This window comes from Shewanella benthica KT99, from assembly GCF_000172075.1.
Taxonomy (GTDB): domain Bacteria; phylum Pseudomonadota; class Gammaproteobacteria; order Enterobacterales; family Shewanellaceae; genus Shewanella; species Shewanella benthica_A.
The window spans coordinates 70,136-86,458 of the sequence record NZ_ABIC01000006.1 but is presented as its reverse complement, the minus strand read 5'-3'; the positions used below and the strand labels follow the sequence as shown (position 1 = coordinate 86,458).

The following is a 16,323-nucleotide window of genomic DNA, read 5'->3' as shown; positions in this document are numbered from 1 at the left end:
TGACCGGATAAGATCAGGGTCCTCGTGGACTCTGCATCTTGATAGAGAAGAGATAGAAAACTCAGGAAAACTTAAGTCGCTTCTTCAGTCAAACTGACTCGACTGACAATTCAAGAGTTCGCTTGCCATTTAGGCAGTACTAAAGCGAGTACAAAATAGATCAAGAGTCCCATCGCCGGGTTCAGCAAGATCACTGCAGCCCACACCACTCGAGTCCATAAACAAGACCAGTTAAACTTATCGGCCATCATTGCAGCTACGCCACATACCAAGCGAGTCGGTCGTTTCATACGACGCATATATCTATCTATTGAACTAAAGGCACTCATTGTCTTCTCCATTTAAATCTACTTGCCAGACTTACTTTAGTCTTGAACCTTGTGCCAGCTAAAACTGCAAACTAACATGGCACAAAGAGAAAAACTGACTACAGGCATGAGTAGTAGAGTCGCTATATCCGCTGAAAACCACATATTTAATCCTTAACCATAGCGCTAGTGATCCCTGTCTCAGATTGCAGTTGAACTAACTCACTCACCTTGCCACTGTCTTCTAGTTCAAACATGGCTTCCGCAAGATGTGTTTGTAGTGAGAGGCTGAGCTCGTGTTGGGCGACTTGCATCATATCTTGCATTTGGGCACTGATGTTCTGCTCTATATTGCGAGTCAAATCAGTAAGCATAAGACCATCTGCATGGGCCCCCATGCTCGCTCCCATCAATACTGCGACCACTAGAGATGCTTTTGCTATTTTGCTAACAGTTGAATTAAACATGATGTCTTCCTTTTCATTAGTGTCTTTCGACTTGAGTGATTAACAAATTAGATAAAGCGAGCAGCGTGCCAACTTTAACCGAACAACTAAAATCGTTAAACAACAAAGACATGGACACCAACGTATCGAATGTGTACAAAAATGATATGAAAAGGTAAATAAGGTTTTAGTAATTTTAACCATGGGCTGGTTAAATTCACTAAGTGAAGTTATAGATAACTGATTTATCTGCAGTGAGATCAAAAAAACCGCCAGTCAGGCGGTCTTAATAGCTAAATCGAGTCTAGCAATCCATTTTTTTTCTAGCCTGTTCAATCACTTCTATTCCTGCCCCTTGTTTATGAGCATTCTCACTAATGTAGCGTCTCCAGGCCCTGGATCCTGGCTCTCCTTGAAACATGCCTGTCATATGGCGAGTGATGTGGTTTAACCTGCCACCCTCGACAAGGTGTTTCTCTATATAAGGAATAAATTTCTCTAAAACAGCATCTCGGCTCAACACAGATTTATTGCTACCGCAGAGTCGCTGATCGACCTCGGCCAATATATAGGGGTTTTGATATGCTTCACGCCCCACCATGACGCCATCGATATGCAGCAGATGCTGTCGACATTCATCGAGTGTTTTAACACCACCGTTGATGGAAATATGCAGCTTAGGATAATCCTGCTTCAGCCGATACACACGCTGATAATCCAGAGGGGGGATTTCACGATTCTGTTTAGGACTTAATCCCTGTAACCAGGCCTTTCTGGCATGCACGATAAAGGTATCACAACCCACATCGCTGACAGTATCGACAAACTCAGTCAAAAATTCATAGCTGTCCTGATCATCGATACCGATACGGGTCTTAACGGTCACAGGAATATCCACCACTTGCTTCATCGCGGTGACACACTCGGCGACGAGTTTAGGGTCAGCCATAAGGCAAGCCCCGAAGCGGCCACTTTGAACCCGATCCGAAGGGCAGCCCACATTCAAATTGATCTCATCATAGCCGCGTTCGGCAGCCAGCTTAGCGCAAGTTGCCAAATCCTGAGGATTTGAGCCACCTAACTGCAATGCCAATGGGTTCTCTTCACTGTTATATGCCAGATAATCCCCTTTGCCGTGAATAATCGCACCTGTGGTCACCATCTCGGTATAGAGCAATAATTCTGTAGACATTATCCGCGCCAGATAACGATAATGACGATCGGTCCAATCCAGCATAGGCGCGATGGAGAAGGTGCGATTTATTGAATTTCTTGCTGTTGCTGGCTTACAGCCTGATTTGGTTGCTACTGTCATCTTGTTTCAATTGCTCTGAGTTGCCTTGAATTTCTCTGAATTTCCTTGCAGGGTGATCCATATAGGATCCATAATGCAGTAGGACGATTCAACAACTTAGTGAGTATCATGGCGTCATTCACAATACAGAAAAGACCAAAGGCGAACGGTGAATTAAGCTTTCGCTGCTTAATCCGAATAAAAAAGTCGAATGCGATTATACATTCTGAGTCAAAAACATTCAGTAAAAAAGAGGCTATGTTCCATAATATTGTTGTCCCCCATACGCGGCTTTCAATATCTGCAGATTATCTAGTTTTGCGTTACTTTCCTTAAACCAAGCCAGATAATGTGACAAATACTTTGTGGCAACCCCCTTCATTTGCCCATTAACCCAACTCTTAAAGTGAGCGATTGCACCATTTACAGTCTGGATATGGTAAATCTTATCTATCACTCTTACTTTATTATTTATCAATCGCTTATGATCGCAGTTCTTTTGCTTTGCTATCGCTACATATGCCCAAGAGCCATCACTGCAAAGTACCGAATCTGCTGCAATGTTTTTAGACAAATTAGCCGCTATTTCTGCAGTCGTATCAGCAGATAAAATAGGGGTGATCATGTGTTTACTGCGATCTATGGATAATAGGATAGCGATCTGGCCTTCTTTAGTTCGTTTATCAATATCGCCGCCTCTCTCAGTGTTAACTTGAGCTGCATACAGCGAGTATAGTCAGCCCAAAGGTGGCATTTATATAGCCTAGCTAACGGTGTCTTAGTCTTGTTATTGAAGGTCTTGTAACAGGTATTACATCGGTATCTTTGTATTGCTCCAGCCTTCCCCCATTTTTTGAACTGAGGAGAGTGGCAATGTGGGCACTGGGATAACGCATCGAAAAGTGGTTGAATGAGCTCATCGGTGGGGATTTTAGCGTTTAATGCCTGAATTGACTGGTGAACGACTTCTCTTTGAGCCGGTGTCATCGATAAAAATGTTTTTGTTATCTGGTTAAGCTTACTCACAAATAATTTTGTTTTCATTTTCTTTAACCTCAATCAATTACGCTCAATGATAAGGGTAGACAACATTTCGCTACAACAGCGCCAAAAAAGAAGTGGCGCGCACATGGGCATTAGCACGCGTTAACGAATTACAAAAAACTGATGCGCTAAAGACTAAGAAAGTGGTATCGCTTGGTGCTCTTTTGAATTTATATTTTGAAGATCATGATCTATGGGGTAGAACAGGCCGAACTAAACGCTATGTCATTAAAATGATTATGGACTGCGATATTGCAAAAATCAAAAGTGACTCGCTTAAGACCAGTGATCTCATTGAGCATTGTAAGAATCGACGTGCAGCTGGCACTGGGCCTGCAACTATATACCATGATATTGCTTACCTTCGCAGTGTGATGAAAAAAGCTTTGCCTGTTTGGGATATCGCCGCCAACTATCAAATTTTCGAAGATGCTGTGCCCGTTCTAATAGAAATGGGCTTAGTGGGGAAAAGTCAGAAGCGAACGCGCCGCCCGACAGAGAATGAACTCGATAGATTAAGAGCGGGCCTTCAAGTAAGAATGGACTTTAGACCCAATGGAAAAAACCGGATACCTTTCCTTGATATCTTGGACTTTAGTATTTTGACCTGTATGTGAATTGGTGAAGTTTGCAAATTACGCTGGGAGAATTTGAAGGAAGATCATAAAACCATTTTAGTGAGAGATAGGAAGGACCCAAGAAAAAAAAAGGCAACCATATGATCCCCATGTGTCAGGATAGTTGTCACCCCTTAAAATCATCCATTAATTCAACATAAGGGGCGGTAAACAGAGAGCGAGATGGCCAGATATTCACAAGAACGTAAAGAAGCGATCCTTAAAAAGTTATTGCCTCCCCAAAGTATGACTGTCGCAGAGGTCTCACAGAGTGAAGGTGTCTCATCCAAAACCTTGTATCATTGGCGCGATAAACTCAGAAAAGAAGGTCAACCCGTGCCAGGTAAAACATTAACCAGTGATGAATGGTCTGCTGAAGCTAAGCTTGCAGTCATTATCGAAACAGCCCCGATGTCAGAAGCTGAAATTAGTCAGTATTGTCGAGAAAAGGGTTTATATAGAGAGCATGTACTGGAGTGGAAGCAAGATTGTTTAGGTGGTTTTCAGTCGAGTAAATCTCAAGCTAAAGAGATAAAAATTCAGGCTAAAGCAGATAAAGCTGAGATAAAATCGTTGAAACGAGAGCTGCGATATAAAGATAAGGCGCTAGCTGAAACCGCAGCGTTATTGGTGCTCAGAAAAAAGCTCAGTGCCTTGTGGGGAGACGACAACGAGGAGAGCTAACACCGCTGGCAGAGCGCGTTAAATTAGTCGAGTTAATCCGAGAGGCTCACCATAGCGGTGCAAGGCTGGATAAAGCGTGTGAAGTCGCCTTACTGAGTAAGCGGACTTATCGTCGTTGGTATCGAGCAGGAACAGTACAGGCTGACCGACGAGCAACCGCAGTGAGGCCTGAGCCTGCCAATAAGCTGACAAAGCACGAACGTCAGCAAGTGTTGGATGTGTGCAATGAATCGAGGTTTGCGAGTTTACCTCCGTCGCAGATAGTGCCGACACTCCTGGATGAAGGCGTTTATATTGCTTCTGAATCAACATACTATCGCGTGCTCAAAGCCAACGAACAGGTCAATCATCGTGGCCGTAGTCGCCACATCACGGCAAGGAGTAAGCCTGAGGCTTATCAGGCTAAAGGCCCAAATGAAATTTGGTCTTGGGATATCACTTATTGCGCCTCGGTCATCAAAGGTCAGTTTTATTATCTGTATATGTTTGAAGATATTTACAGCCGTAAAATTGTTGGATATGAAGTCCATGAGCGGGAGTGTGGTGAGCTTGCCGCCCAGCTCATGCAACGAAACATGCTACGCGAACAATGCTTTAACCAGCCACTGGTGTTGCACTCAGATAATGGTGCGCCAATGAAGTGTCTGACCATAAAAGCTAAGCTTGAAGAGTTGGGCGTAACAGCCTCACTGAGTAGACCGAGTGTGAGTAATGACAATCCTTATTCTGAGTCATTATTTAGGACGCTCAAGTACCGACCTCGATGTTCAGTGGAAAAGCAAGCTAGGAACTCATCGATTAATCGCCTTCTGGGATAGAAATAAATCGGCGATTGGTTACCTCATCACCAACCTAAAGCGAGCACAATTCAGCGCTGATAAAGTAAGTAAATTATATGGATTGCGCTGGCAAATAGAATTATTCTTCAATGAGTTAAAGTCATACAGCGGTTTAAAAACCTTCAATACTCGAGATAAAAGCATTGCCGAAAGTCTCGTGTGGGCGAGCATGCTTACCTTACTATTAAAGCGCTTTATCGCGAGGGCGAGCGGCCTAATACACCAAGTGACTATATCTACGCAAAAAGTCGCACGGTGTGCAAACGATTGGCTGCCTGACATTTTAAAAGCACTGTTATCTGGACGTGAATACAGGATCAAAAAGACACTAAGGAAATGGTGCCGTTACTTCAGTGAGTATGCTTGCCGCGCTCATCCTAAAAGAGATAATCAGACGCTTTTTGTACAACTAACAGAAACTCATGTCTGAGAATGTATAACCCCTCATATTTAAAGGGCTACAGCTCCTTAAGGACTAACATATGAGTACTGACTCTTGTTGCTTCTTATTTAAAGCTTCGCAGGCCTTTACAGCATCTGTGAAGTTTTCTAATACTGTGACCATAAAAGGTTCTGGCTCACCGGTTGAACTTTTAACTACAAATAGTTGTGACTCCTGTCCATCCGCGGACTTAACCATAAATGGTTGAGTACTGCTCTTTACGTATTCGGCTTCCATAACCTTGAATCCCTACAAGTAAAAATATGGATAGATGATACTGCGTGATAGATGATAAACAAATAACTATCACTTAGTAATGGGGTCGAGTCTGCCCTTTTGGCTGCTGGCTTGTGACGATTGGCTGTTGAAGTCGCTGGCTTCGTTTGGTACTGGGCTGCTGCCGTGTTGGTGGCTGGCGCAAGTAGAGGCTAGCGAACTGACTGTGGCCATAAGCTCGGATAGCAGTTTGAGTACGTTTTCCTTTTCACAGATAAAGGGGTCGGAACTAATTAGGAATTTCGAATAAAACTAAGATACTTTTTCTCATCTGAGCCCCCCGTATTAGAGCAAATAATCTAGCTCGTTTATGGAAAAAAGTGAGCTACTAGCCAGTAAAATTCAAATCGAAGAAGCAACTTTCTCGAAACAAGAACAGGTGCGAATGCGGCTATGACCTTCGGTGTCAGGGCGAGGTTTCACAGCGTGAAACTCTCCGAGCGAGAAATAGGGATATCGAACTGGCTCTTAAACATGGACGTTGTTGGAAACGGCAGAGCCCACTGGGAGCGTGCTTGAATGATATCCTATCTAAAGGCCAGTTCTGCATCCATGCCTCTCGTTCATAGGCTCATGGCTACGCCATATTCACCGTAACGAAAAAGTGTTTACGCATACGGCTGCTGTAAGCAATAAACATCAATACTGTAATGATATTTATATATTCCAAAAATACCAGACTAGCCAGTTAACCCCACTGAACAACTACGCTACCTTTAATCGAAGAGATAATTACCCCGGTGTAGATGCAGCTGCGAGCTTCCAAAACAGGGACGTTTTGGTAGAGCCCACACGGATGTGTTCACGGCGACTCGTAGAAGTATCTGCACATTCCTCGCCGGGCAGGCGCTAGATCACAGCAAACTAATGGCATTCAGAAGATTGCCAAATACCAAACCCTCCCAATGAACCCAATCAAGATATTTGAAACTTGTTATCCTACAAGTAGATTAGAACGGCTGATTAACCATGACCAAAAATTGACTGGAGCCCTCACCTTGGGCAAATTCGGCCCTAACCACGACACCTTCAACTTCAAATCTGGCGCCCACGCCTAAGGTCCATTTCATGTCATCATGAAGTTCACTGGCACTGAAGTTGTCGGCGACCTGTCCCGTTTCTGCAAACACCACCCACTGCCACCAAGGTATATTATAAAGATTAAAAAAAGGCAGAGTTGGCAGGGGTTGCCATGCTGGTTGCACTCGGTATTCGACAGAGTAGAGTACGGCGCTACGACCGACAAGCTGTCTGTTGGAATAGCCTCTTAAGTGTTCGAACCCACCCAGACTCACTCCGGCGAAAGAGGGAGGCCGCTGATACTGTTCAGTTCCAGAATCATATTCGTTCCATGTCGGCGTATCGGCAAGATAGAAGTTCAAGGCCAAGATCTGCTGTGGAAACCAGGCACTTCCCTCAAGAGAAAAAAAGGCGCTCTGCTCGAACTCCCAAGTCGTCCAACTTTCACCACTGTCTGCGCCATCAGACGAGCCCCTTGAGCCAAAATCACGAGTAAAAGTCAGGCTAGTGTGGCCTCCACGAGTACTACTTTTACCATTGTCGCGATTATCCCAATCCAGTGTTAACTCGAGTCCTTGAGCCTTAGTGGGCAGATTTTCATAGCCCACTAATTCCTGAGTTTTCACGAAAGGAGTGAGATCTATGCTGGTCACACCCGACTCTCTGGGATCCCAGGTAAAATCATCACCTGACTTTGAGGGCATCAAGCTTCTTGCCGCACCATTTGCTCCCTTGCCCCAAGGCAATACATATTTGATATGCACTTTGGAATATGACTTATCTCCCTCGGTCACGATACGAGTTCTTTGGCTCGAATCACTGGCACCAGAGACTAAACTTCCCCCAGCAGATCCTTCCGGGACGAAGTAGATCCCCTGTTTATAATTGGCCCGATAAAACTCACCCGAGAATAGCCAGCGATCTAGATTTGGCAGTTGATAATTACTCGCCGCTAAGTAGCTTACCCAACTATCGGTGCTGCTATAGAGCCCGATACCTAATATGGATGCTTGAGCCTGTCCCGCATGCTTGAGCACCCCGGCGGCACCAACTGTGGTGCTTAAGGTTTCTGTTGAAAAAATAAAGGGAACGGCAACAAATTCAGGCTCAAATTTATATCTTACCCTCTCAGAATCGGCACTGGCAACGGGTTCAACGACATTGCCGTCATCATAAATATCACTGCCAGTAACACGTATTCCAGGATTCGCGAGCTTTTCTGCCGCAACAGGAGAAATGGCAATGACACTAAAGAGCATCAGCACAGTAAGGGGGTAATTATGGTATTTCAAAATTTATCTCACTCGATTACGAATATCCGCTTCATTGAATCGATACAACTAGCAAAATAGATCTAGGTGTTCATTCCATATACACGGCAACACGAGGAGTTAATTTTGTCACGAGTTCATAGGCGATGGTGCCTATGTGCTCGGCAACGACTTCAACCGGTAAGGCACTGCCCCACAATATGGCTTCATCACCAATACTGTCGCTTGAGTCAGATCCAAGATCGACAGTCAACATATCCATAGAAACGCGTCCAACTATGGGCACCAGACGTCCATTAACCCACACAGGGGTTCCCTCTGGCGCATTTCTCGGATAGCCGTCACCATAACCGATAGCGACAATGCCAAGCTTAGTATCTGCTTTGGCTCGCCAATAGCAGCCATATCCCACAGGCTCACCAGCCTTATGCTCACGAACGGCAATCAGCTGAGATATCAGCTCCATCGCCGGTTGCAGACCATGATTCTTACCCAGATCTCCCGTCACAGGGGAGACGCCATAGAGGGCGATACCCGGTCGAACCCAGTCCTTATGACTATCCGGCCAATATAAAGTTCCTGCCGAGTTGGCTAGTGTCGTGTCGCCCGGTAAATTTCTTACCAACTTATTGAATTTATTTAATTGTTCTTGGGTATAGGGGTTATCCGGCTCATCGGCACAGGCAAAATGAGACATCAGCTTGATTGGTTTTACCACCTGAGGACATGCTTGAAGTCGCGCATAAATCTGCTCAAATTGCTCGGGGGTGAAACCTAACCTATGCATACCTGTATCTAACTTTAACCAGACGTTAACAGGCTTAGATAAGCTTGCCTGCTCTAACATCTCCAGTTGTGTCTCATTATGCACAACTGTCTCTATGTCGTTCATCACTAAGGTGATCAAGTCTACCGGCCTAAAGCAGCCTTCCAGCAAGATGAGCTTAGCCGTCACGCCACCATCTCTTAATGCTATTGCCTCCTCTAAACGGGCCACACCGAACCCATCGGCATCTTCGATGCATTGAGCCACATTCAATAAGCCGTGGCCATAACCATTCGCTTTAACCACCGCCATGATTTTACTCGAGGGCGCGATCTGGCGTAAGCGAGCTAGATTATGTTTCAGCGCTTTACAGCTGATCTCTGCACGTGGGAATGGTTTCAAAAATAGACCTTATCGATGGAGCGGAACCTTGGGCGCGATCCAGCGGTGATATTAATATGAGCATTGAATCTATATAGAGTGATGCCAATGATCCATTGTCCACCCTCTAGACGAATCAAGTTTAATCTCGGCTTAAGCGCAACGTCACCCTTGCGCCTTCCTATGAGAAAGAGCTAACGATTAGTCTTCATCGAACTTAGGGCCGGCATAATTATCGAAACGAGAGAATTGCCCTTGGAAGGTCAAAACAACACGCCCAATGGGCCCGTTACGTTGCTTACCTATGATAATTTCTGCGACGCCTTTATGCTCAGTATCGTGGTTGTACACCTCATCACGATAGATAAACATGATTAAGTCGGCATCTTGCTCAATCGCACCAGATTCACGCAAATCTGAGTTCACCGGACGCTTATCGGCACGTTGCTCCAATGAACGGTTGAGCTGTGATAGTGCAATGACCGGAACCATTAACTCTTTGGCTAACGCCTTGAGTGAGCGGGAGATTTCAGAAATTTCTAAGGTACGGTTATCTTTCAGAGCTGGCACTTGCATCAACTGCAGATAATCGATCATGATCATCGACAGACCGCCGTGTTCACGGGCTATTCGTCTGGCCCGGCTGCGAACATCGGTCGGAGTCAGGCCTGAGCCATCATCGATGTACATCTTACCTTGCTCAAGCATGATCCCCATGGTGGATGACACACGAGCCCAATCATCATCATCCAGCTGTCCGGTACGTATCTTAGTCTGATCCACTCGACCCAATGAGGCCAACATACGCATCATGATCTGTTCAGAAGGCATCTCCAGGCTGAAAATCAGCACAGGTTTATCTTCATTGAGCGCCGCCTGCTCACACAAGTTCATCGCAAAGGTCGTCTTGCCCATAGAGGGACGTGCGGCGACAATAATCAAATCGCCCGCCTGGAAACCCGCCGTCAACTTATCGAGATCGTGAAAACCACTGGAAACACCAGTCACACCACCCGTAGGGTTATTATAGAGTTCCTCAATTTTATCGACGGTTTTCTCCAGAATAGCCTTGATGTCTTTCGGACCATCCTTGTCATTAGTTCGAGACTCTGCAATTTTAAAGACCTTGGTCTCAGCAAGATCCAGTAACTCGCTGGAGTTACGCCCTTCGGGATTAAAACCGGCATCGGCGATCTCATTGGCGACCTTGATCATGTCGCGAACGACGGCTCGCTCACGTACGATCCCCGCATAAGAAAGTATGTTACCCGCGCTCGGAGTATTCTTGGCAATCTCACCCAGATAGGCGAAGCCGCCGGCATCTTCTAACTGATCTTCAATTTCTAATTGCTCAGAAACAGTGATCAGGTCTATGGGATGACTGGCACCGGTTAAGGTTGCCATCGCATTGAAAATCATCTTATGAGAGCGAGAATAAAAATCTTCTGCAACAACCGCTTCAGACACCCTATCCCAAGCCTCGGAATCTAGCATTAGACCACCGAGTACAGATTGCTCCGCCTCTAAAGAATGTGGTGGCATCTTAAGAGTATCCATCTGGATATCTCTAGGCTTCTGTTTTACCTTGAAGCCACCTTGAGCTTGTTGTGACATTTAATCTCCAAATTCCCAACGATTACACTAAATATGATATAAAACCAACTCAATAAAAACAGGAAGTGAACAACTTCCTATCCAAACAACAATTAAAATAAGGAATCACTATGCGCAATGCATTGATCTCAGCATTAGTGCTGTCATCTGGAGTGGCATTTATCTCTCTCGAGACCCATGCAGATGAGGGGCAATGGCAGCCTTATCAAATGCCATCGATTGCAGACAAGCTTAGCGAAAGAGGAATCAGCATTCCGGCAACACAGTTAGCCGACCTCACTCAGTATCCGATGAATGCGGTTGTCGGACTCGGCTATTGTACAGCCAGTTTCGTCTCCCCCCAAGGGTTAGTTGTCACAAACCATCACTGCGCATATAGAGCCATACAATACAACAGTAAAAAAGAGCATAATTATATTGCCGATGGGTTCCTGGCAACGAGTAAAATCGATGAGCCGAGCGCGGGCCCTAACGAAAGGTTGTATATTACCGAAGCGGTGACCAATGTCTCCGAGCAAGTAACCCAAGACTTGAGTCAAGATCCTCTGGTGCGTTATGAAGAGATCCAATCAAACAGAAAGTCTTTGATTAAAAGCTGTGAGAGTGATGACAACTATCGCTGCTCAGTCAAAAGCTTCCATAGCGGCCTCGAATATTATCTTATCAAGCAGCTGATTATCCGTGATGTGCGTCTCGTATATGCACCACCTAAGAGTGTCGGCGCTTTCGGTGGCGATATAGACAACTATGAATATCCACGCCACGCAGGAGACTTCACCTTCCTGCGCGCCTATGTAGGCAAAGATGGTCAGCCGGCGGCGTATGCTAAAGATAATGTGCCATTCAAGCCTAAGAGTTATCTGAAGATAAATGCCGACGGTGTCAAGGCTGGCGATGGCGTTTTTGTCGCCGGGTACCCTGGCTCGACCAGTCGCTATCGTTTAACCAGCGAGCTTAAATTTGCCAGTGACTGGCTCTATCCCACCTTAGCGTCTCGATATCAACTGCGTATCGACACCATTGAGGCCATGGGAGACAGCAGTAGTGAAATTGAAATCAAATATGCCGGCACCTTAGCCTCTATGGCTAACCGTATGAAAAAATATAACGGCCTACTCGATGGTTTTAAAGCCACCGATATAGCAGGCATCAAGCAGAGCCGTGAAGATGACTTCAAGCAATGGTTAGCAACCGATAAGACCTACCAGAGTTATCAAGCCCAACTCGATCGACTCGAGCGTCTACTCAGCAAGAAACGTATCGAGAGCCAGACACGTTACTATTTTGAAAATGCTCAATCTAGTACGCTTCTGGCCGCGGCCAACAAGCTGTATCGATTGTCGAAAGAGAAGACTAAGCCCGATGCAGAGCGTGAAGAAGGCTATCAAGAGCGAGACATGAAGATGTTCAAGGCTCGTCTCAAACGCATCGATGCTAGCTTCGATACTTCAGTAGATAAAGCCCTATGGCTACAGGATCTACAAGCTTACAAGGCTCAAGACAACCGAGTGGCAGCCCTGGACGCTATGCTTATCGATAATCAAGAGTCCGCCTCTTTATCTGAAAAGCTAGATGGCCTTTACTCACTGACCTCACTGACAAACCAAGATAAACGATTAGCCTGGATGGACGCCGAAGCCGACGCGTTCGAGACCAGTGCCGATCCCTTTATTCGTCTTGCCGTAGCACTTTTTGATACCAATATGGCCCAGGAAAAAGACAAGAAGACCTTAGCGGGTGAGCTATCTCAGGCTCGCCCCGACTACATGAAAGCCATCATCGCCTATTACCAAGCCAACGACTGGCCAGTCTATCCCGATGCTAATGGCACACTGAGGATCAGCTATGGCATGGTCGACGGATATCAGGCGAAAGATGCCTTATATAAACAGCCTTTCACTCACCTAGAAGGCATAGCCGCCAAACATACCGGCGTAGCACCCTTCAATGCACCACAGAAAGTCCTAGATGCCATTAAAGAGCAGAGATATGGCAGCCACAAGGTCGCCTCAGTCATAAACGATCCCAGTACCTGGCTGTGTCGGCTATTTTCTTGCTTAGATAAGCCGGAAGCGTTTAATTCGGTACCGGTAAACTTCCTCTCCAGTGTCGACACCACAGGCGGAAACTCAGGATCTCCCGTGTTTAACGGCAAGGGAGAGTTAGTTGGCCTAAACTTCGATTCCACCTATGAAGCGATAACCAAGGACTGGTTCTTTAACCCCAGCATCACCCGCGCCATACATGTGGACTTCCGCTATATCCTCTGGATGATGGATGAAGTGGACCATGCGGATAACTTGATAGCCGAGTTGGATTTAGTCAGGAATTAAAATGGAAAGGGCCTAGGGTTCATCATCTCCCGGCTAAAGCCGGTCCTACAACGCAACCTCGTCTTTCTGTAGGAGGGGCTTTAGCCCCGAGGTTCACAGATGCAGCGTCTTCTTTTTTACAGACATAAAAAAACACCGCCCTAATTAAATTAGTGCGGTGTTTTCTTTTAAAGCTTTAGCCTTAATACCGAGGCATTGAGTCGTGCGCTTTAAAACTATGTATTAGGCTTCTGCAACAACAGAAATCTTAACCATAGCTCTAACTTCAGTGTGAACCTGAACTTCAATTTCGAACTCACCAGTAGTACGCAAAGCGCCTAATGGAAGACGAACTTCGCTCTTAACGAGTTCAACACCAGCAGCTGTAACTGCATCGGCGATATCACGGTTGCCAATAGAACCGAACAGCTTGCCTTCGTCACCAGCTTTAGAAGCGATAACAATAGACTCAAGTGCGTTGATTTTCTCAGCGCGCTCGTTTGCAGCCGTCAGGGTAGCGGCTAACTTAGCTTCTAATTCAGCACGACGTGCTTCAAAGACTTCAGTGTTAGCAGTGTTGGCAACAACAGCTTTACCTTGTGGCAAAAGATAGTTACGTGCGTAACCAGACTTAACTGTAACTTGGTCACCTAGATTTCCTAGGTTAGCGATCTTATCAAGTAAAATAATGTTCATTATTAATTCCTCTAGATTATTGCGCTATTACTGATGTAAATCAGTGTAAGGCAGTAGAGAAAGATAACGAGCACGCTTGATAGCGCGAGCTAGTTGACGTTGATATTTAGCGTTTGTACCTGTGATACGGCTAGGAACAATTTTACCACTTTCAGTAATATAGTTCTTTAGAGTTACGATATCTTTGTAATCAATCTCTGTAACGCCTTCTGCAGTGAAACGGCAGAACTTGCGACGACGGAAATAACGTGCCATGTGACAGTCTCCTAAGTTTTCAATTCGACATTTTCAGCGTGTATGACTAAGCGATTTTGACCATTTCGACTCTGCTGGAGAGCGATAAAGCCTTGCACTTCGATATCCACGCCGATTTTCAGCTTATCTGTAACGCTTTCAAAGCGTTCACCACTTAATATCACTTGTATCTGACAGTATACGCTTCTTAGCATTTCTGCTTCGAAGCACTGAGATTTGTGTTCCAGCATAATCACACAATGCGCGATGCCTGCTGGGCTTTTAAAGCTTCTGGAACGCGTAATGGTTCCCGATAACACCAAGTGGTTTGTGGCCAAAGAAAAGCTTACTCTGCTGCTTTTTCAGCGGTTTCTTTAACTTCTTCAACAGCTTTTTCAACAGGCGCGCTACGACGCTCGCCTTCGCTAGAACGGCGTGAATCACGCTCTTCTTTTAGCTTAGCCATTGGAGATGCTTCAGTGATGGCTGCTTTAGTACGCATAACCATGCTACGCAAAACAGCGTCGTTGAGACGGAAAACTGTTTCTAGCTCTTCAATCGATTCTGCAGTAGTTTCTACGTTCATAAGAACATAGTGAGCCTTGTGCAATTCGATAATTGGGTAAGCCAGTTGACGACGGCCCCAATCTTCTAAACGATGAACTTGACCGCCAGCTTGGGTAAGAATACCCGTGTAACGTTCAATCATACCAGGTACTTGTTCACTCTGATCAGGGTGAACCAAAAATACGATTTCATAATGGCGCATTTTTTGCTCCTTACGGTTATCTAGCCTCGTTGCTGGCTCAGTCAGACCAAATAGAGGCAAGGAACTAATTAAAGTGACTGATTTAAGCCGCGAGATATTACACAAATCTAAGCCTGAATTCAAGCAGTATCTATAACCAATTAGGCTAATTTGCGACTCATGGTCATCTATCGAAACAGACAGCACACTTTATATGGGCAATTTTCCAAGTGCCCCGCTAGGTTCATTGCTGGTCCGTAACCTGATTGCCACATTAAACTTGGCAACGATAATTTGAAATTGTATCGCTATATTAACTTTACCGATGCAGAACAGAATAGGTATGATGTTGACCTATCGTCATAGAACCTCACCACATTAAAATAATAGTAAGAATAAATAATGTTTAGAGTTTTAACTGCACTACTTGTATCCATACCTATGTCAGCTTGGGCCTTAGTGCCCCCCGACTATCAAGAGCTGCCCAGTGATTTCACCGCGGAAATCGAGGCAGGTTTGCAACTCAATACCGGCAATACCGAGTCCAGTAGCTTCAATGGTCGAACCAAACTGGTTTACGACACAGAGCAATTTAGACAGGAAGGAACATTTAAACTCTATTATGCGGCCGACAATGAAAAAACCACGGCGGAGAAATATGATGTACAGCTGCAGTCCAGTTATAAACTAGACAATGATTTTTCATGGCTAGACGATGGCTATGTCTTCGGTCGAGGTGACTTCACCTTAGACCATTTCGGTAGTTACACCCAAATATCTACGGTTTCTGTGGGTTACGGTTTCGATGCTATTTCAAATAGTGATACTAAGCTCAGCTTAGAAATCGGTTCAGGTTACCGATATAACATGCCTATCGAAACAGAATCTGAACCAAACCCCATGGCCGATAAAGACATCATTGTTCGTACTGCCGCCAAGTTTGAGCAAAAACTGCAGGAATATACCAGCCTCAACGCCGATCTCACCGCTGAAATAGGCGAAAACAACAGTACCCTCACCCTGGATATGAACTACAAGAACACCCTCTTCCAAGACTGGGCCTTCAAGATAGGCGTCAACATCAAGTACACAGACGTCGTCCCCGAAGGCAGCGAGCAAACAGACACCATCACCACATTCAATTTACTGTATACGTTCCAGTAAGACCCCTAGGTTCGAGAGGCTAGGTTCTGGGAAGGGGGAAAGTTATAAGTTATAAGTGGTAAGTGGTAAGTGGTAAGTGGTAAGTGGTAAAGTTTATAGCGGGTCATTTCAGGGCAGCCTCATAGTTACCCAAAAAAAGTCTGATAACAAGTTTTGTGAGCGTTCAT

14 protein-coding genes and 2 pseudogenes are annotated in these 16,323 nt (G+C 45.3%); 5 read left to right on the top strand and 11 right to left on the bottom strand.

Annotated features, from left to right (window positions below; genetic code table 11):
• Nucleotides 1-110: 110 nt before the first annotated feature.
• The 4 genes and pseudogenes from KT99_RS04050 to KT99_RS20435 all read right to left on the bottom strand — a co-directional run bounded on the left by KT99_RS04050 (nt 111) and on the right by KT99_RS20435 (nt 3,092).
• Nucleotides 111-329 (bottom strand): PspC domain-containing protein, encoded by a 219-nt coding sequence (locus KT99_RS04050; RefSeq protein WP_050774311.1) that lies wholly within the window; start codon nt 327-329, stop codon nt 111-113.
• A 146-nt stretch (nt 330-475) separates the two neighbouring features.
• Complete coding sequence (locus KT99_RS04045) at nt 476-775, bottom strand: hypothetical protein (protein WP_005497308.1); 300 nt, start codon at nt 773-775, stop codon at nt 476-478.
• Between the two features lie 283 nt (nt 776-1,058).
• Nucleotides 1,059-2,069: a tRNA dihydrouridine(20/20a) synthase DusA gene (gene dusA, locus KT99_RS04040; protein WP_050774310.1), complete on the bottom strand. Its 1,011-nt coding sequence runs from the start codon at nt 2,067-2,069 to the stop codon at nt 1,059-1,061.
• Nucleotides 2,070-2,304: 235 nt separating this feature from the next.
• Nucleotides 2,305-3,092, bottom strand: a pseudogene (locus KT99_RS20435) (IS1595 family transposase).
• Between the two features lie 74 nt (nt 3,093-3,166).
• On the opposite strand from KT99_RS20435, the gene KT99_RS04025 reads away from it, so the two are divergent.
• From KT99_RS04025 to KT99_RS20425, 3 genes and pseudogenes are all read left to right on the top strand, one after another.
• Nucleotides 3,167-3,709, top strand: a complete 543-nt coding sequence (locus tag KT99_RS04025) for a hypothetical protein (RefSeq protein ID WP_005497303.1) — start codon at nt 3,167-3,169, stop codon at nt 3,707-3,709.
• A 183-nt stretch (nt 3,710-3,892) separates the two neighbouring features.
• Nucleotides 3,893-5,157 (top strand): annotated as a pseudogene (locus KT99_RS20430) (IS3 family transposase); the annotation flags it as partial.
• The gene (locus tag KT99_RS20425; protein ID WP_100067609.1) at nt 5,105-5,662 is read left to right on the top strand and encodes a transposase; all 558 of its coding nucleotides are present in this window, start codon (nt 5,105-5,107) and stop codon (nt 5,660-5,662) included. The pseudogene KT99_RS20430 and the gene KT99_RS20425, both read left to right, overlap by 53 nt.
• Before the next feature lie 1,238 nt (nt 5,663-6,900).
• Here KT99_RS20425 and KT99_RS04005 read toward each other — a convergent pair.
• The 3 genes from KT99_RS04005 to dnaB form a co-directional block, all read right to left on the bottom strand.
• Nucleotides 6,901-8,229 (bottom strand): hypothetical protein, encoded by a 1,329-nt coding sequence (locus tag KT99_RS04005; protein ID WP_005497293.1) that lies wholly within the window; start codon nt 8,227-8,229, stop codon nt 6,901-6,903.
• 103 nt (nt 8,230-8,332) lie between these two features.
• Nucleotides 8,333-9,409: an alanine racemase gene (gene alr / locus KT99_RS04000; protein ID WP_005497291.1), complete on the bottom strand. Its 1,077-nt coding sequence runs from the start codon at nt 9,407-9,409 to the stop codon at nt 8,333-8,335.
• 180 nt (nt 9,410-9,589) lie between these two features.
• Nucleotides 9,590-11,002, bottom strand: coding sequence for a replicative DNA helicase (gene dnaB, locus KT99_RS03995; RefSeq protein WP_005497289.1), 1,413 nt, complete (start codon nt 11,000-11,002; stop codon nt 9,590-9,592).
• A gap of 110 nt (nt 11,003-11,112) precedes the next feature.
• Between dnaB and KT99_RS03990 the strand changes: the two genes are divergently transcribed.
• The gene (locus KT99_RS03990; protein WP_005497287.1) at nt 11,113-13,335 is read left to right on the top strand and encodes a S46 family peptidase; all 2,223 of its coding nucleotides are present in this window, start codon (nt 11,113-11,115) and stop codon (nt 13,333-13,335) included.
• A 222-nt stretch (nt 13,336-13,557) separates the two neighbouring features.
• Here the strand turns inward: KT99_RS03990 and rplI are convergent, their stop codons facing one another.
• From rplI to rpsF, 4 genes are read right to left on the bottom strand one after another with little or no spacing between them, the layout of a single operon-like run.
• The gene (gene rplI / locus KT99_RS03985) at nt 13,558-14,010 is read right to left on the bottom strand and encodes a 50S ribosomal protein L9 (RefSeq protein WP_005497285.1); all 453 of its coding nucleotides are present in this window, start codon (nt 14,008-14,010) and stop codon (nt 13,558-13,560) included.
• Nucleotides 14,011-14,037: 27 nt separating this feature from the next.
• Nucleotides 14,038-14,265, bottom strand: a complete 228-nt coding sequence (rpsR, locus tag KT99_RS03980; protein ID WP_005497284.1) for a 30S ribosomal protein S18 — start codon at nt 14,263-14,265, stop codon at nt 14,038-14,040.
• Nucleotides 14,266-14,276: 11 nt separating this feature from the next.
• The gene (gene priB, locus KT99_RS03975; RefSeq protein WP_040571582.1) at nt 14,277-14,582 is read right to left on the bottom strand and encodes a primosomal replication protein N; all 306 of its coding nucleotides are present in this window, start codon (nt 14,580-14,582) and stop codon (nt 14,277-14,279) included.
• Nucleotides 14,583-14,590: 8 nt separating this feature from the next.
• Entirely contained in the window at nt 14,591-15,013 is a 423-nt protein-coding gene (gene rpsF / locus KT99_RS03970) for a 30S ribosomal protein S6 (protein WP_005497273.1), read from the bottom strand.
• A 381-nt stretch (nt 15,014-15,394) separates the two neighbouring features.
• Between rpsF and KT99_RS03965 the strand changes: the two genes are divergently transcribed.
• Complete coding sequence (locus KT99_RS03965) at nt 15,395-16,156, top strand: DUF481 domain-containing protein (protein ID WP_040571581.1); 762 nt, start codon at nt 15,395-15,397, stop codon at nt 16,154-16,156.
• Nucleotides 16,157-16,323: the final 167 nt, after the last annotated feature.